17 protein-coding genes are annotated in these 22,666 nt (G+C 73.9%); 5 read left to right on the top strand and 12 right to left on the bottom strand.

What is annotated here, in order from left to right; genetic code table 11:
* Positions 1-193 precede the first annotated feature (193 nt).
* The gene (locus ACIQD7_RS23285) at positions 194-1,108 is read left to right on the top strand and encodes a DMT family transporter (RefSeq protein ID WP_402443941.1); all 915 of its coding nucleotides are present in this window, start codon (positions 194-196) and stop codon (positions 1,106-1,108) included.
* 245 nt (positions 1,109-1,353) lie between these two features.
* Here ACIQD7_RS23285 and ACIQD7_RS23280 read toward each other — a convergent pair whose 3' ends face one another.
* Positions 1,354-2,022, bottom strand: a complete 669-nt coding sequence (locus ACIQD7_RS23280) for a TetR/AcrR family transcriptional regulator (protein WP_402443940.1) — start codon at positions 2,020-2,022, stop codon at positions 1,354-1,356.
* 130 nt (positions 2,023-2,152) lie between these two features.
* Here ACIQD7_RS23280 and ACIQD7_RS23275 point away from each other — a divergent pair, with 130 nt between their 5' ends.
* Complete coding sequence (locus ACIQD7_RS23275) at positions 2,153-3,091, top strand: DMT family transporter (protein WP_402443938.1); 939 nt, start codon at positions 2,153-2,155, stop codon at positions 3,089-3,091.
* 104 nt (positions 3,092-3,195) lie between these two features.
* Here ACIQD7_RS23275 and ACIQD7_RS23270 read toward each other — a convergent pair whose 3' ends face one another.
* The 11 genes from ACIQD7_RS23270 to ACIQD7_RS23220 form a co-directional block, all read right to left on the bottom strand.
* The gene (locus tag ACIQD7_RS23270; RefSeq protein ID WP_402444202.1) at positions 3,196-4,278 is read right to left on the bottom strand and encodes a Zn-dependent alcohol dehydrogenase; all 1,083 of its coding nucleotides are present in this window, start codon (positions 4,276-4,278) and stop codon (positions 3,196-3,198) included.
* A 58-nt stretch (positions 4,279-4,336) separates the two neighbouring features.
* Entirely contained in the window at positions 4,337-5,728 is a 1,392-nt protein-coding gene (locus ACIQD7_RS23265; protein WP_402443936.1) for an aldehyde dehydrogenase family protein, read from the bottom strand.
* A 485-nt stretch (positions 5,729-6,213) separates the two neighbouring features.
* Positions 6,214-7,092, bottom strand: coding sequence for a class F sortase (locus tag ACIQD7_RS23260; RefSeq protein WP_402443934.1), 879 nt, complete (start codon positions 7,090-7,092; stop codon positions 6,214-6,216).
* 10 nt (positions 7,093-7,102) lie between these two features.
* On the bottom strand, positions 7,103-7,807 hold the full coding sequence (locus ACIQD7_RS23255; protein ID WP_402443932.1) for a hypothetical protein: 705 nt from the start codon (positions 7,805-7,807) through the stop codon (positions 7,103-7,105).
* A gap of 170 nt (positions 7,808-7,977) precedes the next feature.
* Positions 7,978-9,390, bottom strand: a complete 1,413-nt coding sequence (locus ACIQD7_RS23250; RefSeq protein WP_402443930.1) for a CitMHS family transporter — start codon at positions 9,388-9,390, stop codon at positions 7,978-7,980.
* 143 nt (positions 9,391-9,533) lie between these two features.
* Positions 9,534-11,735 carry a molybdopterin-dependent oxidoreductase gene (locus tag ACIQD7_RS23245; protein ID WP_402443928.1) on the bottom strand — a complete coding sequence of 734 codons (2,202 nt, stop codon included), beginning with the start codon at positions 11,733-11,735 and terminating at the stop codon, positions 9,534-9,536.
* Positions 11,736-11,998: 263 nt separating this feature from the next.
* Positions 11,999-13,540 (bottom strand): flavin-containing monooxygenase, encoded by a 1,542-nt coding sequence (locus ACIQD7_RS23240; protein ID WP_402443926.1) that lies wholly within the window; start codon positions 13,538-13,540, stop codon positions 11,999-12,001.
* Positions 13,541-13,667: 127 nt separating this feature from the next.
* The gene (locus ACIQD7_RS23235) at positions 13,668-14,414 is read right to left on the bottom strand and encodes a TetR family transcriptional regulator (RefSeq protein WP_402443924.1); all 747 of its coding nucleotides are present in this window, start codon (positions 14,412-14,414) and stop codon (positions 13,668-13,670) included.
* Between the two features lie 36 nt (positions 14,415-14,450).
* Positions 14,451-15,848 carry a hypothetical protein gene (locus tag ACIQD7_RS23230; protein WP_402443922.1) on the bottom strand — a complete coding sequence of 466 codons (1,398 nt, stop codon included), beginning with the start codon at positions 15,846-15,848 and terminating at the stop codon, positions 14,451-14,453.
* The gene (locus tag ACIQD7_RS23225; protein ID WP_402444201.1) at positions 15,845-16,720 is read right to left on the bottom strand and encodes a hypothetical protein; all 876 of its coding nucleotides are present in this window, start codon (positions 16,718-16,720) and stop codon (positions 15,845-15,847) included. Before ACIQD7_RS23225 ends, ACIQD7_RS23230 begins: the two co-directional genes overlap by 4 nt.
* Positions 16,720-19,047, bottom strand: a complete 2,328-nt coding sequence (locus tag ACIQD7_RS23220) for a right-handed parallel beta-helix repeat-containing protein (protein ID WP_402443920.1) — start codon at positions 19,045-19,047, stop codon at positions 16,720-16,722. Before ACIQD7_RS23220 ends, ACIQD7_RS23225 begins: the two co-directional genes overlap by 1 nt.
* Before the next feature lie 177 nt (positions 19,048-19,224).
* On the opposite strand from ACIQD7_RS23220, the gene hmgA reads away from it, so the two are divergent.
* Genes hmgA through ACIQD7_RS23205 form a run of 3 tightly spaced genes read left to right on the top strand, consistent with a single transcriptional unit; the run spans position 19,225 to position 22,597 of the window.
* The gene (gene hmgA / locus ACIQD7_RS23215) at positions 19,225-20,538 is read left to right on the top strand and encodes a homogentisate 1,2-dioxygenase (protein WP_402443919.1); all 1,314 of its coding nucleotides are present in this window, start codon (positions 19,225-19,227) and stop codon (positions 20,536-20,538) included.
* A 40-nt stretch (positions 20,539-20,578) separates the two neighbouring features.
* Positions 20,579-21,328 carry a GntR family transcriptional regulator gene (locus tag ACIQD7_RS23210; RefSeq protein WP_121832962.1) on the top strand — a complete coding sequence of 250 codons (750 nt, stop codon included), beginning with the start codon at positions 20,579-20,581 and terminating at the stop codon, positions 21,326-21,328.
* Positions 21,329-21,361: 33 nt separating this feature from the next.
* On the top strand, positions 21,362-22,597 hold the full coding sequence (locus ACIQD7_RS23205; protein WP_402443917.1) for a type ISP restriction/modification enzyme: 1,236 nt from the start codon (positions 21,362-21,364) through the stop codon (positions 22,595-22,597).
* Positions 22,598-22,666 lie beyond the last annotated feature (69 nt).

Raw genomic sequence — 22,666 nt, 5'->3', positions numbered from 1 at the left:
CCGACCGACCCTTCCCCCACACCCGTACCGACCGGCTCTTCCCCCGTGCCCGAGCGGCCCCGGCGGCTTCCCCCCCGCCGGGGCCGCCCGGCGTCGCGCCGGCCGCCGTCCCCCACGGGGTCCCGCTCCCGGCGTACCGGGATACCGGGATATTGCGGTGAGAGCCGAACGGTGCTCCGCCTACCGTCGGGACATGCAGAAGCACTCCTCCCGGCTCGCGCTCGCCGCGGCCGGCGTCACCGTCGTCCTGTGGGCCTCCGCCTTCGTCTCCATCCGCAGCGCGGGGGCGGCCTACTCCCCCGGCGCGCTCGCGCTCGGACGGCTCCTCTCCGGGGTCCTGGTCCTCGGCGCCGTCCTCCTGGTCCGGCGGGAGGGGCTGCCGCCCCGGGCGGCCTGGCCGGGGATCGCGGTCTCGGGGCTGCTCTGGTTCGGGGTGTACATGGTGGTGCTCAACTGGGGCGAGCAGGAGGTCGACGCGGGCACGGCCGCGATGGTGGTGAACGTCGGACCGATCCTGATCGCCCTGCTCGGCGCGCGGTTCCTCGGAGAGTCCCTGCCGCCCCGGCTGCTCGCGGGCATGGCGGTGTCGTTCGCGGGCGCGGTGACCGTCGGCCTCTCGATGTCCCGGGACTCCTCCGGCGGCCACGCCTCGGTGCTGGGGGTCGCGCTCTGCCTGCTCGCGGCCGTCGCGTACGCGGGCGGGGTCGTCGCCCAGAAGCCCGCGCTCGCGCACGGCAGCGCGCTCCAGGTGACGACGTTCGGCTGCCTGGTGGGGGCGGTGGCGTGCCTGCCGTTCGCCGGGCAGCTGGCCGGGGAGGTGGGGCGGGCGCCGCTGTCGGCGACCCTCAACATGGTCTACCTCGGGGTGTTCCCGACCGCGCTCGCGTTCACGACCTGGGCCTACGCCCTGGCCCGTACGACCGCCGGGCGGATGGGCGCGACGACGTACGCCGTGCCCGCCCTGGTGGTGCTGCTCGCGTGGGCGTTCCTGGGCGAACTGCCCGGGCCGCTCACCCTCGCCGGGGGCGTGCTGTGCCTCGCGGGGGTGGCCGTGTCCCGGTCCCGGCCGAGGAGTTCCGCCGCCACCGGAACGGCCGAATCCACCTGACGGGTCGCGCCCCCGGTTCCGGCCGCTTCGCGGGCGCCCGTGACCCGGGAGGGGAACGTCCGTCAAGCGACGCCGCGGGCCGAGCCCCCGTCGGCACCCCTCGGCCCCTCCTCCGGAAGGCGCCCCGGAAAGAGCACCCGGAAGAGCACCGGGGAGCGCCCCGTACAGCGACTGGGAAGCGCCCCGTACAGCGCCCCGGAAAGCCCGTCCGTCCCTCCGAAGAGCCCGTCCCGAGGGGCGGGCCGTCAGCCCTCGCCCCCCGAGCGCAGCAACTGGCGGGCGAAGGCCGCCAGTGAGCCGCCGACGCGCTCGACGGACAGGCCGAGTTCGTGCCGCTGGAACCGGAAGAGCTCCGGCGACAGCGGGCTGAGCGCGATGTCGATCAGCGGGTCCGGGTCCTCGACCCCGTGGTCGACGAGGAGCGTCTGGACGTGGACGCGCCAGAAGCCGTACGCGCCCGTCCGGAAGCGCGCCGCGCCCGTCTCCGCCCCCAGGGCCAGCGGCAGGTGCCGTTCGAGGAGATCGAGCATCGCCAGGTAGAACGCCGCCAGCCGCTCCCCCGCCGGTGCGCCGGGACCGAGCGGCGGGGGGCCGTGGATCAACTGCCCCTGGAGCCGGCGCTCGTGCTCGTCGAGCAGGGCCACGGCGACCGAGGGCGGATCGGGAAAGCTGCGGTACAGCGTGGCGCGGCCCACCCCGGCGGCCTTGGCGATCCGGTCCATGGTGACGGTCCGGGGGTCCTGTTCGGCGAAGAGCCGTTCGGCCGCGGCCAGGATCTGGGCGCGGTTCCGCTCGGCGTCCGCGCGTCTGCGCGGAGCGACCGGCCGCTCGTCGGCGGCCTGGAGGTCGCCGAGGAGCCCGTCGACCCGGTACACGGAGCCGGCTCCGCCGCCCCGCTGCTCGTCGTCGCTCATGGGCCCGACCCTACTTCCTTCATTTTCTCCCCAAGGTAAGTGGACACCTTGTCCGCTTACTGCGCCGGGTGGCATCATAAACGGACTCACTGTCCACTTACCGCGCGTCATCCCGCCCCAGGGAGATCCCATGCACACCGCGCTCCTCGCCGCGGCCCTGCTGGTCGGCTGCCTCCTGGCCGTCCAGGCCTCGGTGAACCTCCAGCTCAACTCGGCCGTCGGCACCCCCTACGGCGCCTCGACCATCCAGCTCGGCGTCGCGACCGGCCTGCTGGTCGTCCTCGCGGTGGTGGCCGGCGCACTCGGCGCGCTCGGCAAGCTGCCGGACGTCGAGCCCTGGCAGCTCCTCGGCGGCCTCGCCAGCCCGCTCTACATCACCAGCGGCATCCTGCTCTTCCCCCGGCTCGGCGCCCTAGCCACCGTCGGGCTCTTCGTCACCGGGCAGATGTTCGCCTCGCTCGCGCTCGACCTCTTCGGCCTCCTCGGCCTGGAGCGGAAGGACCTCGGCGTCGGCATCGCCCTGGGCGCCCTGGCGGTCCTCGCGGGCATCGTGGTGATCATCCGGGGCATGAGGGCCGCCGCTCCCGCCGGCGCGCCCGCGATGTCGAGCGCCGGGCGCGTCGGCTGGCCGGCCCTCGGCATCGTGGCCGGCGGCGTGCTGCCGGTCCAGGGCGCGGTCAACGCCCAGCTGCGCGCCCGGCTCCAGGAGCCCCTCACCGTCGCGGTGATCAGCTTCGCCGTGGCGACCTTCACCATCGCCGTCGTCCTGCTCGTGCTCTGCGCGACCCGGCGCACCCCGAAGCCCAAGATCGCCCCGCTGAAGAAGATGCCCTGGTGGGGCTGGCTCGGTGGCGCCTGCGCCGCCGCCTACGTCACCGGCACCTTCCTGCTCATCCCGTCCATCGGCGCGGCGGTGACCATCGCCCTGACCGTGACGGGCCAGCAGCTGACCTCCGCCCTCATCGACCACAAGGGCCTGTTCAAGCTCCCGCAGCGCTCCCTCACCACGCCGCGCACCCTGGGCCTCGCCCTGCTGATCGCCGGCTCCCTGACCATCCAGCTCGCCTGATCCCGGGCCGGAGCGGTTCGGGGCGGCCGGGACCTCGACGATGATCTGCGCGGGCCGCTCGCGCGGCCCGCGCCTCACCCCGGACCCGTGACGGCCCGGAACCCTCAGGGGAAGACGACCAGGGCCCGGCCGCCCTTGCCCGCGAGCATGTTGTCGAAGGCGCCGGGGATGCCGTCCAGGGTGATCCGCTCGGTGACGAGGGAGCCCAGGTCGAACCGTCCGGCCCGGATGTGCCCGGCGAGGACCGGGAGGTCCTCGGCCGGGTTCGAGTTGCCGTAGACGCAGCCGGCCAGGGTGCGGCCCCAGTGGAAGATCTCCAGGGCGTTGAAGGTGACCTGCTGGTCCTTGCCGCCGATGCCGACGACCGTGGTCCGGCCGCCGCGCCGGGTGGACTCCCAGGCGGTGCGGATGGTGACGGCGCGGCCCACGCACTCCACGGCCACGTCGACGCCCTGCCCGCCGGTCAGCTTCCTGATGTCCTTCGCCGTGGTGTCGGAGGCGACGACGTACTCGGTGGCCCCGGCCGCCCGTGCGAGCGCCTCCTTCTCCGGGGAGACGTCGACGGCGACGATCGTCGACGCGCCCGCGATCCGGGCGGCCTGGAGCGTGGCGAGGCCCACGCCGCCGACGCCGAAGACCGCGACGGTCTCCCCCTCGCGGACCCGGGCGGAGTGGTGGACCGCGCCCCAGCCGGTGAGGACGGCGCAGCCGAGCAGGGCGGCGTCGGCGAGCGGCACGCCGGCGGGCACGGGCAGGACGCAGCGGGCGGCGACGACCGTCTCCTCGGCGAAGGCGGCGACGTTGAGCCCGGGGTGGAGTTCGGTGCCGTCCTGGGTGCGGGCGTGGACGTTGGCCGCGCCGGTCAGGGCGTCGGCGCAGAGCCACACCTCCCCGAGCGAGCAGGGGTGGCAGCTGCCGCAGGAGGGCGCCCAGTTGAGGACGACCTCGTCGCCGGGGGCGACGTGCGCGACGCCCTCGCCGACGGAGACGACGGTGCCGGCGCCCTCGTGGCCGAGGACGGCTGGGACCGGCACGCGCATGGTGCCGTTGGAGAGGGAGAGGTCGGAGTGGCACACTCCGGCGGCGGCGAGCCGGACCCGGACCTGGCCGGGGCCGGGCTCCGGGAGCTCGATGTCGGTTATCTCCAGCGGAGCGCCGACGGCGGGCAGGACGGCGGCGCGGATCAGGCTCACGTGCGGTGCTCCTCGGGGCTCGGACTGCGTCGGGGGGGAAGAGGAAGGGGGCTCAGAACTGCAGGGACTTGGTCTGGAGGTACTCGGCGAGGCCGTGCGCGCCGAGCTCCCGGCCGACGCCGGACTGCTTGTAACCGCCGAAGGGGGCCAGCGGGTTGAAGCGGCCGCCGTTGATGTCGACCTGGCCGGTCTCCATGCGGCGGGCGAAGGCGACGGCCTCGTCCCGGTCGCCCCAGACGGCCCCGGCGAGGCCGTAGACGGTGCCGTTGGCGAGGGCGAGGGCCTCCTCCTCGTCCTCGTACTTGAGGAGCGAGACGACCGGGCCGAAGATCTCCTCCTGGGCGATGGTCATGTCCGGGGTGACGTCGGCGAAGACGGTCGGGGAGACGTAGTAGCCGGTCTCGCGGGGGGCTTCGGGGCCGCCGGCGACGAGCCGGGCGCCCTCCTCGACGCCCTTCTCGATGTAGCCGCGGACGCGCTCGCGCTGCTTGGCGTTGACCAGCGGGCCGACGCGCTCGCCGGGGACGTACTTGGCGACGGCCTCGGCCGCGAGCGCCACGGCCTCCTCGTACCGGTCGGCGGGGATCAGCATCCGGGTCCAGGCGCTGCACGTCTGCCCGGAGTTGGACATGACGTTGGCGACGCCGACGGCGACGGCCTTGGGCAGGTCGGCGCTCGGCAGGATGACGTTGGCGGACTTGCCGCCGAGTTCGAGGGCGACCCGCTTGACCGCGCCGCCCGCGAGGGCGCCGATGCGGCGGCCGACGGCGGTGGAGCCGGTGAAGGAGACGAGGTCGACGTCCGGGTGCTCGGCGAGCGCCTGTCCCGCGACCGGGCCGAGGCCGGTGACCAGGTTGAAGACGCCGGCGGGCAGGCCCGCCTCGTGGACGGCCTCGGCGAAGAGCTGCGCGGTGAGCGGGGTGTCCTCGGCGGGCTTGAGGACGGTGGTGCAGCCGGCGGCGAGGGCCGGGGCGACCTTGGCGACGATCTGGTGGAGCGGGTAGTTCCAGGGGGTGATCGCGGCGACGACGCCGACCGGCTCGGCGTAGACGGTGGAGTTGCCGACCTCCTCCTCGAAGGGGTGGGTGGCGGCGAGTTCGGCGTACGTGCCGGCGACGGCGATCGGCAGCCCGGCGTGGACGGCGGCGGCGAACTGCGGCGGAGCTCCGAGCTCGGCGGTGACGGTGGCGGCGATCTCCTCCGCGCGGGCGGCGAGCGCGTCGCGCAGGGCGGCGATGCGGGCGGCGCGCTCGGCGGGCGGGGTGGTGGCCCAGCCGGGCAGCGCGGCGCGGGCGGCGCGTACGGCGGCGTCGACGTCCTCGGCGGTGCCGGCCGGGACGTGGCCGATGACCTGCTCGTCCGCCGGGTTGACCACGGGGATGGTGTCCGTGGAGGAGGCGGGGCGCCACTCCCCGCCGATGTACATCGCGTCGTGCGCCTTCATTCGCTGTCTCCTCACGTTACCGACGGGTTCGTCGCCCACCCAAACTAGCGCCGTTAGTTTTCGGGCGCCAGGGTGGCGGAGGGTGCCCCGGGTCTCAGTACCGGGACCGGTGCGGGGGTTCCGGTACGGAGCCGTGGGGGGGTTCGGTACGGAGTCGCTCGGGGTTTCGGTAGGGAGTCGATCGTGCCGTCCCGGACCGGGCGCCGTCCACGGCGGGACCGGACAGGCGGGGGCGCCGGAAATGGGCCGTTCCGCCTTGCCGCGCGGCGCGTGCCTGCTTCGTGTGGGCCCGCTCGGCGCGTGTTCGTTCGGGACGCGCCCGCCCGTCCGCCGTGCCCGTCCGGACGTGCCGCCGCGTCCGGCGGGGCGCGCGCCGGGTGGCGCGGCCCGCCGGACGCGGCGGGTGGGGGCCGACGGAGCGGCTGGGATCCGTCGGCCGGACGTTCCGGTGCCGCGGTACGGGGAGGGTGCGGCGTCCCGGGACGTCAGATCTTCTGGGCGATGTCGGTGAGGTGGGCGAAGACGACGATGTTCGCCTCGTAACCCGTCTTGCGGTCGAAGGCTCCGCCGCAGGTGAGCAGCCGCAGTTCGGGCCGCCCGGTGGCGCCGTACACCTCCTTGTCGGGGAAGTCGTCCTTGGCGTACGTCTTGACGCGGTCGACCGTGAAGACGGCCACCTTGCCGTCGGCGCGGGCGATCCGGACGGTGTTGCCGGGGTTGAGCACGCCGAGGTTGAGGAAGACCGCGGGCCCGGTGCGGGTGTCGCGGTGACCGACGACGACGGCGGTCCCGCGCTCGCCCGGCGTGGGGCCCTTGGCGTACCAGCCGACGACCCTGGGGTCGTCGACGGGCGGGGCGGCGAGCTGCCCCTTGGCGTCGAGGCCGAGGTCGATGACGGGGGCCTCGATGGTGATGGCCGGGACGGCGACGGTGGTGGGACGCGAGCGGGGAAGCGGCGCGGGCGCCCCGGACGCGCCCTTCGCCCCGGACGCGCTCTTCGGCTGCGGCGCGCTCTTCGGCTGCGGCGCGGCCTTCGGGGAAGGGGTGGCCTTCGGGGAGGCCTTGCCCTCCTGTGGGGGCGCGGCCTTCGGGGAGGGGGCGCGCTCCGGTGGGGGCGTGCTCTCCGGCGGGGCCTGGGGTTTCGCCTTGTGGTCCAGGGCGGCCGGCGCTCCGGCCGCCGCGACCGCCCCTGTCTCCGCCCCCGCCGCGACCGCCGCCCCGGCTCCGTCGGAGGCGGCCGGGGCGGAGGTGAGCGACGGGGCGGCGGGCTCCTCGTCGCCCGCCCACCAGAAGCCTCCGACCACCAGGACCACGAGCACCGTCATGGTCCTGGCGAGCCGGAACAGGCGCCGCCGCCTGCGCATGATGCGGGACCTACGCGGCGCCATCGTTGCGGCGGCGCGAGCGGCGGATCATGACCAGTCCGGCCGTGCCGGCGAGACCGGCGGCGACGGCCGCGCCGACGCCGAAGGCGGAGGAGTCCTCGGAGGCGGCGAGCTCAACGCCGCCGCCGCCCGCGCCCACCGGGCCCTGCGGGGGCCGGCCCTGGCCGTTGCCGGACCAGTTGCTGTTGTTGTCGTTGCCGGACCAGTTGCTGCCGTTGCCGTTGCTGTTGGGCCCGTTGTTGCCGTTGTTCTGGCCGTTGCCCGGCCGTCCGCCCTGCCCGTTGTTGTGGCAGTCGACCGTGAAGACCTTCTGCTTGCCGGTGGGGGTCGCGCCCGGGAAGGTCCAGGTGACCCGGTACTGGCCCTCGGGCAGTGTCAGCGGGTTGGTGTGTCCCATACCGGTGTTGAGGGCGACGCGGCCGCTGAGGGTCGGGACCTCCGGGCGGGGCGGCTGGGGGGTGATCTCCCAGCTGACCTCCTGCAGGATGTCGAAGTTGAAGGCCGCGAGGTAGAACTTGCAGACCCTCGCCTCGTCGTTCAGGTCCCCGTAGGGGGTGCCGACCTTGTGGACCTTGATGTCCCCGTTGTCGCCGGGTGCGGCGAACGCGGCCGGGGCGCCGGCGAGGGCGAGACCACCGAAGGCGGCCGTGGCCCCGAGGGTGGCGGCGAGGGGGCGGAGAGCACGAGCGAACATGCGGGTTCCTCCAGGAAAGGACATGTCGGGTGTTTCAACCGATAATCCGACTATCCGTCATCACATGAATGCGGAGGGTAGCGACATGCGTGTGTCGATCTCCGAGTCGCCCGTCCGGCTCAGAGGCCGCCGGACCCGCCAGGACCTGGCGCTTCGCCGGGCCCGGGATTTCAGACGATTCCGAAGAGGATCGCCGCCGCCAGCACGACCAGTGACGTCAGCGCGGCCCACTTCACCGTGAACCTGGTGTGGTCGCCGAACTCCACCTTCGCCATGCCCACGAGCACGTACACCGCCGGGACCAGCGGGCTCGACATGTGCAGCGCCTGACCCGCGATGGACGCCCGGGCGATCTCCACGGGCGACACCCCGTGGGCCGCGCCCGCCTCCGCGAGGACCGGCAGCACGCCGAAGTAGAAACCGTCGTTCGACATGAAGTAGGTGAGCGGGAGGCTGAGCACACCGGTGACCAGGCCCATGTGCGGCCCCATGCCCTCGGGGATCGCGCCGACGAGCCAGTCCGCCATGTGCTTGACCATGCCCGTACCGGTGAGGACGCCGGTGAAGACGGCGGCGGCGAAGACCATCCCGGAGACGTTGAGGACGTTGTCGGCGTGGGCGGCGATACGGGCCTTCTGCTCGGCCATGTTCGGGTAGTTGACGGTGAGCGCGAGGGCGGCGCCGAGAAGGAACAGCACCGGGATCGGCAGCAGTTCGAGGATCATCGCGGTGAGCAGCGCGACCGTCAGACCGGCGTTGAACCAGTACAGCCGGGGCCGGAGCGTGGCACGGTTCGGGTCGAGCCCCTGGAACCCGTCCCCGCTCCCCTCCTCCGCACCGGGTGCGCCCGAGGATCCGGCCGCGCCCTTGCCGCCACGGCCGCCGTCGCCGCTGCCCCCACCGCTGCCGCCACCGGCCTTGACCAGCACCGCGTCGGCCTCCGGCACCAGGGCCTCGTCGAGCGTGAGGTAGCCGATGCGCTTGCGCTCGCGGCGGCCGAGGACGTACGCGAGGACGAAGACGAAGAGCAGGCCCGTGCCGAGCGCGGGGATCATCGGCACGAAGATGTCGGAGGCGTCCAGCTTCAGGGCGGTCGCGGCACGGGCGGTGGGGCCGCCCCAGGGCAGGGTGTTCATGACGCCGTTGGCCGTGGCGGCGACGCCCGTCATGACGACCAGGCTCATCCCGAGCCGCTTGTAGAGCGGATACATCGCCGAGACGGTGATCATGAAGGTGGTGGAGCCGTCCCCGTCCAGGGACACGATCGCGGCCAGCACCGCCGTACCCACCACGATCCGTACGGGGTCGGCCTTGCAGAAGCGCAGGATGGCGCGGACGATCGGGTCGAAGAGGCCGACGTCGATCATGACCCCGAAGTAGACGATCGCGAACATCAGCATCGCGGCCGTCGGCGCCAGGTTGCCGACGCCTTCGATGACGTAGTCACCGAGCCGGGCGCCCTGCCCGACCGCGACGCAGAAGAGTGCGGGGATCAGCACGAGCGCCGCGATCGGCGACATCTTCTTCGTCATGATCAGGACCAGGAAGGTCGCGATCATGGCGAAGCCGAGGACGGTCAGCATGGAGGACACCTCACGTTCACCCTTGAACTGCCGCCGAGCGGCGGTCCGGATGACGGTAGGTGCCCCCTTCCGCCGTTAACAAGGTGTTGACGCGTGAGCAATACGAGCAAAACCCCAGGTCAATACGGGGATGCGGCTCGGGGTCACGGCAGGGGCGACACCTCGACGGGGAAGCCGTTGAGCACGGCGGTCCCGGAGAGGGGGTCGATCCGCGACCCGTCGAGCAGCTGGTTGACGTTGACACCGGGCCGGGCGGACGCCACGGCGAGCCGGGTGCCCGCCCGGTCGTGGCCCCAGCCGTGCGGAAGGCTCACCACGCCGGGCCGCACCCCTTCGGTGACCTCGACCGGCACCTCCAGCTCACCGCCCTCCCCCTTGACCCGGGCGAGCCCGCCGTCGGCCAGCCGCAGCCGGTCCGCGTCCCGGGGGTGCACCTGGAGGGTGCAGCGGTTCGAGCCGCCGCCGAGCGCGGGGGTGTTGTGCAGCCAGCTGTTGTTCGAGCGCAGGTGCCGTCGCCCGACGAGCCGGAGGGCGTCCGGGTCGGGTACGTCGTCGAGCGCGGCGCGCAGCCGGGGCAGGTCGGCGGCGAGCGGCGCGGGCAGGAGCTCGATCCGCCCGCTGCGGGTCTTGAGGAGCCCGGGCAGCCGGGGCTTGAGCGGGCCGAGGTCGATGCCGTGCGGGTGCGCCTTCAGCTCGTCGAGGGTGAGCCCGTACGGGCCGAGCCGCAGCATCAGGTCGAGCCGCCGCTCGGCCCCGGTGTCCCCGGTGAGCCGGGCGGCGAACTCCTCGGGGTCGGCGCCGTACGCCGGCGAGTGCTCCTGCGTCACGGCCTTGGCGAGGGTGCCGCGGATGGCGAGGTCGTCCACGGCGGAGGGCGGTGAGCCGTGGGCCCCGGAGACGGCGAGGATCAGCCGGGCGTGGATCTCGCACTCGTCCATCCGGTCCGCTTCCAGGGGAACGGCCGCCGGGGTGTGACGGACCTGGTCGCGGACGGCGAACCCGTTGAAGGCGAAGTCGAAGTGGGCGCTCCGGGAGGGCGGGGGCGGGGGCAGCAGGACGTCGGCGTGGCGGGTGGTCTCGTTGAGGTACGGGTCGACGGCGACCATCAGGTCGAGGGAGCCGAGGGCCGCGTCGAGGCGGTCTCCGTCGGGGGCGGACAGGACGGGGTTGGCGGCGATGGTGACGAGGGCCCGGACGCGCCCCTCCCCCGGGGTCTCGATCTCCTCGGCGAGCGCGACCAGCGGCAGCTCCCCCTTGACCTCGGGGTGGCGCGAGACCCGGCTGTGCCGGCGGCCGAGGGCGAAGCCCCTGCCGGGTCCGGCGGGGCGCGGGGCGGGCGCGGTGGCGGAGAGCGGGAAGAGCGCGCCGCCGGGCCGGTCGAGGTTGCCGGTGAGGACGTTGAGGACGTCGACCAGCCAGTTGGCGAGGGTGCCGTAGGCCACGGTGGAGCTGCCCATCCGCCCGTAGACGGCGGCGGTGGGCGCGGCGGCGAGTTCCCGGGCGAGGGCGCGGATGGTGGCGGCGTCCACGTCGCAGGCGGCGGCGACCGCCTCGGGGCTGAACTCCCGTACCGCGGCCCGTACCTCCTCGACGCCCTCGACGTGGGCGGCGAGCGGTCCGAGGTCGGTGAGGTCCTCCGCGAAGAGGGTGTGGACGAGGGCGGCGAGGAGCAGCGCGTCGGCGCCGGGGCGGATCGCGACGTGCCGGTCGGCGAGGCGCGCGGTGCGGGTGCGCCGGGGGTCGACGACGGTGAGGGTGCCGCCGCGCCGGCGGAGCGCCTTGAGCCGGCCGGGGAAGTCGGGGGCGGTGCACAGGCTGCCATTGGAGTCCAGGGGGTTGGCTCCGAGCATCAGCAGGTGGTCGGTGCGGTCCAGGTCCGGCACGGGGACGGCGAGGGGGTCCCCGAAGAGCAGGCCGCTCGACACGTGCTTGGGCATCTGGTCGAGCGTGGACGCCGTGAAGAGGTTCCTGGTGCGCAGCGCGCCGACGAGCAGGGGCGGGTAGAGGGCTCCGGCGATCGTGTGCACATTGGGGTTGCCCAGGACGATACCCACCGCGTCCGGCCCGTACTCCTCGACGATCGGACGGATTCGGGCGGCGATCGTGTCGAACGCCTCGGCCCAGCCGACCTCCCGGAGTTCGCCGTCCTTCCGGACCATGGGGCGGCGGAGCCGGTCCGGGTCGGCGTCGACCTCGGGGAACGCGGCGCCCTTGGGACAGATGAACCCCTGGCTGAACACGTCGTCGCGGTCGCCGCGCGCCCCGGTGACCCGGGTCCCTTCGAGCGTGAGGGTCAGTCCGCAGGTCGCTTCGCAGAGGGGGCAGATGCGCAGGGCGGTGGACATGGCGTCTCCCTGGGGGCGTCGGGAGCCCGAGCATACCGACCGGTAGGGACGGACGGGAGGGGCGTGCGCGAGGTCGCCGGAGCGCTGGCCGGGCGCGTTCGGGACCGGGGTTTCCGGGACCAGGGTTTCCGGCACTGGCGTTTTCGGGACCGGGGCGTTCGGGCCCGCCGGGAGTCGTCGCGCCGCACGGTGCCGGGCCCGGGTGCTGCTCTCCGGGTGCTGCGCCCGGGTACCGCGCTCCGGCGTCGCCATGCTCGCCTCGCCTACCGGGAGGCCGTCGCCGTCGCCGTCGCCGTCGTCGCAGTCGTCGTCGCGGCGCGGGCGGCCCCGGCGCGGGTCAAGCGCAGTTCCGGGTCGAGGAGGCTGTCGGCGCGGAGCAGTTTGACGTCGGAGTGGTAGTCCATCGAGGTCAGCCACGGCATCCGGTCGCCCTGCCGGGGCAGTTGGTCGACCCCGCGCCGGATGTAGCCGGCGCCGAAGTCGAGGAACGGCCGGGTCGGCATCGCCGGATCGGCCGGTTCGGGCCGGCAGACGTCGTGGCCGGAGGCGTCCATGTGGGCGAGGAGCCGGCAGAAGTGCTCGCACAGCAGGCCGACCTTCAGCGTCCAGGAGCTGTTGGTGTAGCCGATCGAGAAGACCAGGTTGGGCACCCCGGAGAGCATCACGCCCTTGTAGGCGACGGTGTCGGAGGGGCGGATCTCCTCGCCGTCGACGGTGATCCGCACGCCGCCGAACGCCTGCACGTTCAGGCCGGTCGCGGTGACGACGACGTCGGCCTCCAGTTCGCGGCCGGACTCCAGCCGTATCCCGTTCTCGGTGAAGGCGGCGATCCGGTCGGTGACGACCGAGGCCTTCCCGGCGCGGAGGGCCTTGAACAGGTCCCCGTCGGGCACGGCGCACAGACGCTGGTCCCAGGGGTCGTACGGCGGGTTGAAGTGCTCGTCGACCGGGTAGCCGTCGGGCAGGTGCCGGGCGTTGACCCGCCGGATGATCCGGCGCGCGATCTTCGGCCACCGCCGACAGAAGGTCCAGAAGAAGCGCTGCCGGGCGATGTTCTTCCGCCGGGTCAGCGCGTAGCCCCGCTCCTGCCCGAGGTACTTCTTCAGGGCGTTGGCGATCACGTCCTTCTTCGACACCGGCATGATGTACGACGGGGTCCGCTGGAGCATCGTCACGTGCGCGGCGGTCTCGGCCAGGGCGGGCAGCAGCGTGACCGCAGTGGCGCCGCTGCCGATCACCACCACCCGCTTTCCGGCGTGGTCGAGGTCCTCGGGCCAGTGCTGCGGGTGCACGATCATGCCGCGGAAGCGCTCCCGGCCCTCGAAGTGCGGGGTGAACCCCTGGTCGTAGCGGTAGTAGCCGCCCGCGCAGAACAGCCAGGAGCACGTCAGCGTCGTCCGCTCGCCGGTGTCGACGCGTTCGACGTGCACCGTCCACCGCGCCCGGTCGCTCGACCAGGAGACAGAGAGCACCTTGTGGTGGTGGCGGATGTGGGCGTCCAGCCCGTTCTCGGCCACGGTCTCGCGCAGGTACGACAGGACCCGGGGCCCGGTGGCGATGGCCTCCTCGTCCCGCCACGGCTTGAACGCGTAGCCGAAGGTGTGCAGGTCCGAGTCGGACCGGATCCCCGGGTAGCGGAACAGGTCCCAGGTCCCGCCGGAGACGGCCCGGGCCTCCAGGATCGCGAAGGTCTTGGACGGCAGCTCGGTCTTCAGCCAGCGACCGGCCCCGATGCCGGAGATCCCGGCGCCGATGACCAGGACGTCGAGGTGTTCGGCGGCGGGCGGGGCCGAGGAGGCGGACATGGACGACAGCTCCAGACGACGAGACGGATGACGAGGACAAGCGGGCGGGCGAGGAGGCGAGCGCCGGTCGCTCTCGAAGGCCTCCAGCGGCGCGAAGGCGACCGGCCCGGGCCGGGAAACGGTGGCCCTACGAGAGGGAGGGCGCCAGGTAGGCGTAGAGGAGGAGCCGGGTTTCGTCGACGAGCGCCGGATCCCCGGCGGGGTCTGTGCGGAAGGCGAGCCGGACGAGGGCGTCGGCGGTCTCGACCCCGACGAGCACCTTCCGGTGCAGCTCCTCGTCGGCGGGGCGGCCCAGATGGGCGGCGAGGAGTCCGCAGATCCGCTCGGCGACGAGCCGGTTGGGATCCTCGATCTCGTCACGCGAGTCCGCCCCGTCGCCAGGGGCGTCACCGACCGCGTCACCGACGGCATCACCGACGGCATCACCGACGACGTCGGCACCGTCCTCGGCGGTACGGCCGGAGGCCTCCCCGGGCGCGGCGGCGGGCACGCCGAAGTCGACGAGGGCGAAGCCCGGGACGGTCCGCTTCATCGCGATGAACTCGTCGAGGACGCCGTCGATGGCCCCGTACGCGTCGAGGAGCGGCGTCGCGGCGAGGCGCTCGGAGATCCGCTCGGCGTACCGGTCGAGGTTGCGGAGGGCGAGGGCCGCGACCATCGCCCGCTTGTTGCCGAAGAAGCGGTAGACGGAGCCGATGGGGACACCGGCGCGGGCGGCGACGGCCCGGGTGCTCAGCCGCTCGTACCCGGTCTCGTCGAGGAGCACGGCGCAGGCGTCGAGGATCCGGGCGAGCCGCTCGGCACTGCGTTGCTGCACGGGGGCGCGGCGGAGCGCCGGAGCGGTCTGGGGGCGGGTCTGGGGCACGGGGTCCATGATGCCGCTCCGGCCGGGAAGGGCGAAGCCGGGGCCTCAGGCGACGAGCAGGCCGATGCCTCCGAGGGTGTACGCGATCATCAGCAGGAACAGGGGGAGTTGGCCGACGACGGCCCGGGCGGGCGGGAAGAGGCGCACGGACCGGTCGTGGGCGGCGACGACGCCGAGGACGTGGCCGGCGACGACGGCGGCGACCTGGAGGGTCGCGAGGCCGCCGGGACTCAGGGGCGGAGCGGGCTCGGGGGCGTTGTCAGTACCCCCTGCCATGATTACGGTACGTGAAAATTCAGTGACTAGGAGTGAGAAGTAGTGGGCAGTGAGATAGCCGAGGGCAATGGGCAGCAGGGAGTGGGCGAAGGAGGTGAGGGGGGTGGTGAGTTCGCGGTCCATGAGACGCAGGGCGCCGGCGCAGAGGCCGTAGCAGGCGGCGGCGAGGGCCACGGAGGCGAGGAGACCGAGCGTGGCGGTGGGGACGGGGCCGAGAGGTGAGGTCTGGAGGGTGGTGATCCAGCGGGGGTTGTCGGAGAGGCCGTCGTAGGCGGTGGAGCCGAGGAGCACGCAGACGGTGGCGACGAGGCCGGGGACTCCGGGGGTGGAGTCGAGGCCGTCGAGCGGGGAGCGCAGGACCAGTCGGCCGTCCGTGCGGCGGCCGAGCGGGGAGAGCCGGGCGAGGAGGGAGGAGTAGACCTCGAAGGGGTCGGCGTGGGCGAACCAGCGGTCGCCGTAACGGGCGGCGCCCAGGAACTGGACGCCGAGGTGGAGGGCGAGGGCGGTCAGGAGGGTGGTGCGGGAGGTGTTGTCGGGGGCGACAAGTTCGAGCCAGGTGAAGAGGAGGAGACCAGCGGCGGCGGGCCGGATGCCGAGGGCGGCGGGCAGCGGACGGGGGTTCCGCGGCGGATGGAGGGCGTGGAGGGCGCGCAGGGGATTGAGCAGGCGCCAGACGGGGCCGAACAGGAGGGAGGCGGGGACGAGTCCGACCCAGAGGAGGACGTAGAGGGCGCCGGGGGCGGGGTTGCGGTCCGGGTCGTCCGGGCCGAGGAGGAGGTGGAGGAGGAAGAAGAGGGCGACGGCGGCGCCGAGGAGCCGGAGCGCGGTGCGGGTGGACGGGGCGTCGGCGGCCCGTTGGAGGGCGGCGGGGAGCGGGCGTCCGGCCAGGTCGCCCCGGAAGCGGGAGGAGGACCAGAGCAGGCCGAGGGCGAGGAAGGAGACGAGGAGTGCGGTGAAGGCGCCGGCGTAGGCGTAGAAGGGGGAGAGGGGGAGGTCGTGCCGGGAGCCCACGCCGTGGGCGAGCGGAAGGGGGAACGCCGTGGCGTGGGCGTGAGCGGGGGCGTGGGCGAGGGCCTGGACGGAGGTGAGGGGGTGGACGGAGGTGAGGGAGTGGGCGGAGGTGAGGGGGTGGACGGAGGTGAGGGAGTGGGCGAGGGCCGTGGTCATCGGACGACGAGTTGGGTCAGCACGAGTCCGGAATCGTGCGTCTCGACCTCGAAGAGGCCGGTGCGGTCCACGGTGAGGGTGAGGGTGGCAGGTGTGCCGGCCGAGAGCGGCAGTTCACGGTCGTAGCCGTGGACGTGGAGGGTGTCGTCGCGGTCGCTGGTGACGCGGAGGGTGAGCCGTTCGCCCTTCTTCAACTCGATGCGGGAGGGAGGGGGTTGGACGGTCTTGCCGGTGATGGTGAGGGCGACGGCCCGATCGGATCCGGCGGGATCGGCAGGGTCGACGGGGTCGGCAGGATAGGTGGGCTCGGCGGGGCGGGAGCTCGGTGGAGCGGAGGGGGTGGAGGGCGTGGAGGAGACGGAGGCCCCGGCCAGGGGGACGGTGGCCTGGACGGGGGCGCCGTCGGCGGCCCAGACGGTGTGGTCGTCCGCGTGGAGCCGGACGGTCAGGGTGCGGGCGCCGGGCGGTACGTACCCCCAGGGGCCGTAGAGGCGGCCGGTCTCGCGGCCGTCGACGAGGAGGCGGGCGTGGCCCCGGCCGGGGACGGCCGCGCCGCCGGTGCTCTCCGGGGTGAAGAGGAACCTTTCCACGGTGAGGTGGACGTTCCAGCCGCCCTCGGAGTCGGGGCGGACCTCGGCCCGGACGGTGGGCGCCTCCGTCCCTGGAAGCTCCCGGAGCCGGTGCCCGGCCTCGTCCCGGGCCGACAGCAGGGTGCCGCTGCCGGCCGTGGCCTCCTGGTGGCTGGTGCCGGGCTTGTGGTGGGTGGTGGCCCGGCCGCCGCAGCCCGCGAGGACCGGCGCGGCGGCCAGGACGAGCACCAGACAGAGACCGCCGAACCGGCGCCGGAGGGGCGGTGCCACGGTTGTGCGCATCACGCGGACCCCTCCCCGTGGTGCGGGCGGACATCAGGGGCCTGCGGGGCCACGGGGCCGGGGGCAGGGGCGGAGGTACGGGTGGGGGTGGAAGCGCTCCCGGGCTCGGGCGGCGCGTCCCCTGGCCCGGCCGGTGTACCTGCGGGCGTCACCGGCGCACCTCCGAGCCCGGCCGGGGCACCCCCGGACGTCACCGGTACACTCCCCGCCCCAGCCGGTTCTCCGTTCGCCCCTCCACCAGGCTCTCCACCCGCCCCTCCGACCGATCCTCCACTCGCCCCTCCGGCCGCCCCTCCGGCCGCCCCTCCACCCGGCTCTCCGGTAGAGGGGCGCGCGCCCGTCGCCACCACCGCCCAGAGGACCCAGACGGCGCCGAGGAGGAGGCGGAGCCAGGCGGGGCTCACGGGGGTGCCGGGGATCATGAGGACCGCCTTGTCGAAGGCATCGAGGAGGGTGAGGGCGCCGAGGGTCAGGGTGGTCCAGGCGAAGGCGGGGCGGGTGGGGCGCAGGGTGAGGCCGAGCAGGGTCCACCAGGCGCCGGTGAGCAGCAGTGCGACGGCCGGGACGGCGGTCGGGGTGAGGGCGAGGGTCGAGCCGGCCACGTCCAGGGCGAGGCCCGCGAGGCCGACGAGGGTGGCCGCGCCCGCGAGGCGGGAGCCTCGGAGCCGCCGCCACCACAGGGCGCCGCCGGTGAGGGCGAGGACGAGGGCGGTGCCGAGGGCGAGTTGGGTCTCGACGCGCTGGAGGCCCCGGGCGCCGTACCAGTCGCAGCCGGCCGGGAGGCGGCGGGCCTGGACGTCGTAGTCGGCGCAGACGAGGAGTTGGGCGAGTTTGACGGGTTCGCCGACGAGGCGGTCGGCGGCGCCGGAGACCTCGCCGCGCCGGGCGCCGCACTCGGGCGGGGCGCCGGGGCTGGTGGCGCCGGCGTCGGCCTGCCAGCAGTTGCCGCCGCCCTGGCCGTCCCACCAGACGTCGGTGCGGTTGGGGCGGGAGGCGCCCGAGCGGTCGACGCCGAGGTGGTTGCCGGCGTAGCGGTTGTGGTGGGAGGTGTCGGTCTGTTTGCCCCAGGCGGATTCGCCGCGGATGAAGGCGGGGACGGCGTTGAGGTAGAAGGCGGTGCGCTGGTGGCCGTAGACCCAGTTGTCCTCGTAGAGGTTCCAGTTGCCGCCGGCGGTGATGATGCCGGTGCCGGGCGGCATGGAGATCTGGGGGCAGACGACGCCCTGTTCGTAGCCTCGCTCGACGGGGGGCTTGGCGCAGGTGCCGTCGGCGACGTACCGGTAGTAGTTCTGGTTGTTGTCGTGGATCAGGTTGCGTTCGAAGCGGGCGTGGTTCTGGGGCAGGCCGGGGTGGCCGGGGAAGGCGGAGTCCATGGAGGCGCCGCCCATGTTGTGGTCGAACTCGTTGTCGTGGACCCAGACCGAGTCCCCGGCGGTGCCGGAGTAGCCGACCATGTTGTGGTGGCTGCGGCAGCCGGTGATCTCGATGGAGTAGCGGGGGACGTCGTAGCCGCGGCCGTCGTTGATGTTCGAGGCCGAGCCGGGGTAGATGCCGGAGTCGCCGTTGCCGTAGGACTCGCAGTTCTTGTAGAGGCCGTGGTCGGAGGCGAAGGTGAGGAAGCCGTACTCGTCGTTCCAGCGGGTGAGGACGTCGTCGATGACGAAGCCGTCGGCGGCGAGGACGTACAGCGAGTTGAAGGTGGTGCGCTGGGCGGTGAAGTTGCGGAAGTAGACGCCGTCGGAGCCGTCGGCCCGGATCGCGTTGAGCTTCTGGTACTTGGCGTCGATGACGACGTCGAGGCGGGAGGCGCCGGTGCCCTCGATCTGGAGGTCCTTCTTGCCGAGGATCGCGACGAGGTTCTGGTTGTGCGGGCACTGCCGCTGCTGCTCGTAGCTGAGGATCTGGTAGCCGAGCGCGGAGTCCGGGGCGTCGAGGGAGGCGCAGGCCCCGGTGGGCGGGGGCTGCGAGGGTTCCTCCTCGTAGCGGCCGGGGAGGATCGCGATGGTGAGGCCGGGTCGGTCGACGGCGTCGACGGCCTGCTGGAGGTGGCGGTGTCCGGAGGCCGCGCAGCGCTCGAAGAGGGCGAGGTTGCGGGTCTTGAGCGCGGCCGGGAAGCCGGAGATCCGGCGTGCGAAGTCGGCCCGGTCGGTCTTGCAGACGAGGAGGTCGGGTTCGCCGGTGCGGAGCTTCGGCACGCTGCCGGAGCCGTCGGGGAAGGTGACGGGCCGCTCCTCGTGGGCCTGGGCCCCGGGGGCGGTGAACAGGGCCGCGGCGAGCGCCGCGAGCACGACCGAGAGCGCGAGGACGAACCTTCGGGTCCGGGACATGCGCGTGAGAGTAGAGCAATGTTCATCTTTTTTGACCCCCTCGCGCACGCATCGGTGCGCGGCGACCCCCGGCCGCCTTCCCCCTCCACCGCCGCCCGGCGCACCGTTGACGGGAGCCGTGCGGAATCCTATGGTCTCCCATAGGATTCTCTTGCGGGCTCAGGACAGGAGCGGGCGATGACCACGGAGCAGGCCAGGAAGACGGCCGAGGCGCTCACCTACAGCACCGGTTTCGGCAACGAGCACAGCTCGGAGGCGATCCCCGGCGCGCTGCCGCACGGCCGCAACTCACCGCAGCGCGCCCCCCTCGGCCTCTACGCCGAGCAGCTCAGCGGCAGCGCCTTCACCGAGCCGCGGTCGCACAACCGCCGCTCCTGGCTCTACCGGATCCACCCGTCGGCCGCGCACCCGCCGTACGCCCGGATCGACAACGGCGCGCTGCGCGGCGCCCCCTTCACCGAGACCGTGCCCGACCCCAACCGGCTGCGCTGGAACCCGCTGCCCGACCCGGCCCCCGACACCGACTGGCTGGCCGGTCTGTGGACGCTCGGCGGCAACGGCGACGCGACCCAGCGCACCGGCATGGCCGTGCACCTCTACCACGCCAACGCCTCCATGGAGCGGGTCTTCGGCGACGCGGACGGCGAGCTGCTGATCGTCCCCGAGCGCGGCGGCCTCCTGCTCCGCACCGAGCTGGGCCTGCTCGCCGCCCGCCCCGGCGAGGTCGCGCTGATCCCGCGCGGGGTCCGCTTCCGCGTCGAGCTGCTCGACGAGACCGCCCGCGGCTACGTCTGCGAGAACTACGGCGCCCCCTTCCAGCTCCCCGACCTCGGTCCGATCGGCGCCAACGGCCTGGCCAACGCCCGGGACTTCCGGGCCCCGGTCGCCGCCTACGAGGACGTCGAGGGCCCGGTCGAGGTGGTCAACAAGTACTGCGGCAACCTCTGGTCCGCGACGTACGGGCACTCCCCGCTCGACGTCGTCGCCTGGCACGGCAACCACACCCCGTACGTCTACGACCTGCACCGCTTCAACGTCATCGGGACGATCTCCTACGACCACCCCGACCCGTCGATCTTCACGGTCCTCACCTCGCCCACCGACACCCCCGGCCTCGCGAACGTGGACTTCGTGGCCTTCGCCCCGCGCTGGCTGGTCGGCGAGGACACCTTCCGGCCGCCGTACTTCCACCGGAACGTGATGAGCGAGTACATGGGCCTGATCGAGGGCGCGTACGACGCGAAGGCCGAAGGCTTCGTGCCCGGCGGCGGCTCGCTGCACAACATGATGTCCGCGCACGGCCCCGACCGGGAGACCTTCGACAAGGCCAGTGCCGCCGAGCTGAAGCCGCAGAAGATCGACGACGGCCTGGCCTTCATGTTCGAGACCCGCTGGCCGGTGACCGCGACCCCGCAGGCCGCGAACGCCGACCATCTGCAGAAGGGGTACGACGACGTGTGGCAGGGTCTGGAGCGCCATTTCCGGCCGTAACGTCTCGGCCGTAAGCCCGTAGTCTCCGTACGGAGGACCCGTGACCGCCTTCGCTCCCGATTCGCTGGTCCTGAACCGCAAGCTGCCGCTCTGGTACCAGGTCTCGCAGTCGCTGCGCGCCTCGATACTGGGCCGCACGCCCGACGCCTCGCTGCGGCTGCCCACCGAGGAGCAGCTCGCCGCGCACTACGGCGTGAGCGTGCTGACCATGCGCCAGGCCCTCAAGGAGCTGGAGGAGGAGGGCCTGATCAGCCGGCACCGGCGGCGCGGCACCTTCATCGAGCCGGGCGCCCGCCGCTCCACCCCGCGCCGGCTGCTCGGCTCGATCGACGCAATCGTGGCCCAGCAGTCGGGCGAGCGGACGACGGTCCTCGGGCACGGCGCCGAGCCGGTGCCCGGGGAGCTCGCGGAGTACTTCCCCGACGTGCCCGAGGTCGTGGCGTACCGGCGGCTGCGCAGCGACGGGGAGAGCGGCGAGCCGACGAACTGGGCGGAGAACGCGGTGCTCCCCGGGCTCGCCGCCGCGATCGACCCGGCGGACCTGGAGCGCTGGCCGATGACGAAGGTGCTGCGAGACGTGGTCGGGGTGCGGATCAGCCGCATCACGGACACGGTCGAGGCCCGCCTCGCCGACCCGGAGACGGCGGGCCTCCTCCAGGTGCCGCTGCTCTCCCCGATCCTCCACTACACGGGCGTGACCTACGACGAGGACGGCCGGGTCGTCGACGTGGCCCGCATCCGCTACCGCGGCGACCGCTTCTCCTTCACGGTCACGGTCGAGGCGCACTGAGGCGCTGGAGCCGCACGGACGGCGGTCATTACCATGCGGGGCGTGACCGATGACGCCCGGCCGCAGGACGCGCCCCTCCTCGACGAGCTGATGCCGTGGTCCGTGGCCCCGCCGCGGTTCGGCCGCTCCTGGATCGTGGCCCCCGACGCGCGGACGCTGCGGACCCGCTGGGACCGGCTCGTGGCCGCCGAGGGGGCCGAGCGCGAGGCACTGTTCCGGCCCAGCCGGGCGCGGACCCAGGCGAGCGCGGTGGCCTCGCTGCCCGGACAGCGCACCGGGACCGTGCGGTTCGCGCGCGAGGCGGGCCCGTGCCCGGCGCCGGTGCGGGTGGCGCATGGGCCGTTCGACGAGCAGTGGCTGCTCCCCGACCACCGGCTGATCGACACCGCCCGGCCGGAGCTGTGGCGGGTCGCCGGGGAGCCGCAGCTGTTCGCCGTCGAGCAGGGGTACGCGCCGGGGGCGGCCGGGCCCGCGCTCCTGGTGACGGCCGCGCTGCCGGCGGGCCGCTCCCCGGCGGGCCGCCCGGGCCGGATCCGGCCGCTGTTCCGGCGCCCCGGCGGCCACGAGCCCAACCTCGCGCCCGGACTCCTGGACTTCCTCGGGCGGCGGTACGGGCAGGAGGCCGGCGCCCTCGACTGGCTGGCGTGGACGGTGGCGGCGGCCCTCCCCTCCCCCGCCGGGTGCCGCGTCCCCCTCCCCGCGGGCCCGGAGGTCTGGACGGCGGGCGTGGCGCTCGGCCGGGACCTCCTCGACGTGCAGCTGCGGGGCGCCCTGAGCGGGACGAAGCCCCGCCTGCCCGGCGGCCGCCGCCCCTACGTGCGGGCCGCGGTCCCCGCCCGTCCGACGACGATGGCGTACGACTCCGAGGACGAGGCGCTGCTCCTCGACGGGGGCCGGATCTCCCCCGTACCGGCGGAGGCCTGGGAGTTCCGGGTCGGCGGGGCGCGGGTCCTGGAGCAGTGGTTCGCGCACCGGACCGCTCCGGCGGAGCCCGGCTCCCTGGAGGCGATCGGTCCGGCCGCCTGGCCGCAGGAGTGGACCTCGGAGCTGCTCGACCTGATCACCGTGCTCGCGCTGCTCGGGGCGCGGGAGCCGGAGCGGGCGGCCCTCGCGGCACGGGCGGCGGAGGAAGCGGCGGACGGCGCGGCGGACGGCACGGCGGCGCTGCGGGCCGCCGGGGTGCTGCCGCCGCCCGCCCGGGCCCGCCGCCCCGCGTCCGTACTGGACCACCGGGAGGAGGGCCCGGAGGGGCAGTTCGTACTGCTGTGACCGCGACGGGGCGGAGGCGGCGGGGCAGCGGGGCGGGGTGACGCGTCTCCTGATGACAGGGGCCGGTCC

This window comes from Streptomyces sp. NPDC093071 (assembly GCF_044754545.1).
Lineage (GTDB): Bacteria > Actinomycetota > Actinomycetes > Streptomycetales > Streptomycetaceae > Streptomyces.
This window is presented reverse-complemented; position numbering and strand designations above follow the sequence as displayed.

Excerpts from the sequence above, each read along its gene's own strand:
- ACIQD7_RS23285 (WP_402443941.1), top strand. The coding sequence starts at position 194 with ATGCAGAAGCACTCCTCCCGGCTCGCGCTCGCCGCGGCCGGCGTCACC.
- ACIQD7_RS23280 (WP_402443940.1), bottom strand. The coding sequence starts at position 2,022 with ATGAGCGACGACGAGCAGCGGGGCGGCGGAGCCGGCTCCGTGTACCGG.
- ACIQD7_RS23275 (WP_402443938.1), top strand. The coding sequence starts at position 2,153 with ATGCACACCGCGCTCCTCGCCGCGGCCCTGCTGGTCGGCTGCCTCCTG.
- ACIQD7_RS23265 (WP_402443936.1), bottom strand. The coding sequence starts at position 5,728 with ATGAAGGCGCACGACGCGATGTACATCGGCGGGGAGTGGCGCCCCGCC.
- ACIQD7_RS23260 (WP_402443934.1), bottom strand. The coding sequence starts at position 7,092 with ATGCGCAGGCGGCGGCGCCTGTTCCGGCTCGCCAGGACCATGACGGTG.
- ACIQD7_RS23255 (WP_402443932.1), bottom strand. The coding sequence starts at position 7,807 with ATGTTCGCTCGTGCTCTCCGCCCCCTCGCCGCCACCCTCGGGGCCACG.
- ACIQD7_RS23250 (WP_402443930.1), bottom strand. The coding sequence starts at position 9,390 with ATGCTGACCGTCCTCGGCTTCGCCATGATCGCGACCTTCCTGGTCCTG.
- ACIQD7_RS23245 (WP_402443928.1), bottom strand. The coding sequence starts at position 11,735 with ATGTCCACCGCCCTGCGCATCTGCCCCCTCTGCGAAGCGACCTGCGGA.
- ACIQD7_RS23240 (WP_402443926.1), bottom strand. The coding sequence starts at position 13,540 with ATGTCCGCCTCCTCGGCCCCGCCCGCCGCCGAACACCTCGACGTCCTG.
- ACIQD7_RS23235 (WP_402443924.1), bottom strand. The coding sequence starts at position 14,414 with ATGGACCCCGTGCCCCAGACCCGCCCCCAGACCGCTCCGGCGCTCCGC.
- ACIQD7_RS23230 (WP_402443922.1), bottom strand. The coding sequence starts at position 15,848 with ATGACCACGGCCCTCGCCCACTCCCTCACCTCCGTCCACCCCCTCACC.
- ACIQD7_RS23225 (WP_402444201.1), bottom strand. The coding sequence starts at position 16,720 with ATGCGCACAACCGTGGCACCGCCCCTCCGGCGCCGGTTCGGCGGTCTC.
- ACIQD7_RS23220 (WP_402443920.1), bottom strand. The coding sequence starts at position 19,047 with ATGTCCCGGACCCGAAGGTTCGTCCTCGCGCTCTCGGTCGTGCTCGCG.
- hmgA (WP_402443919.1), top strand. The coding sequence starts at position 19,225 with ATGACCACGGAGCAGGCCAGGAAGACGGCCGAGGCGCTCACCTACAGC.
- ACIQD7_RS23205 (WP_402443917.1), top strand. The coding sequence starts at position 21,362 with ATGCGGGGCGTGACCGATGACGCCCGGCCGCAGGACGCGCCCCTCCTC.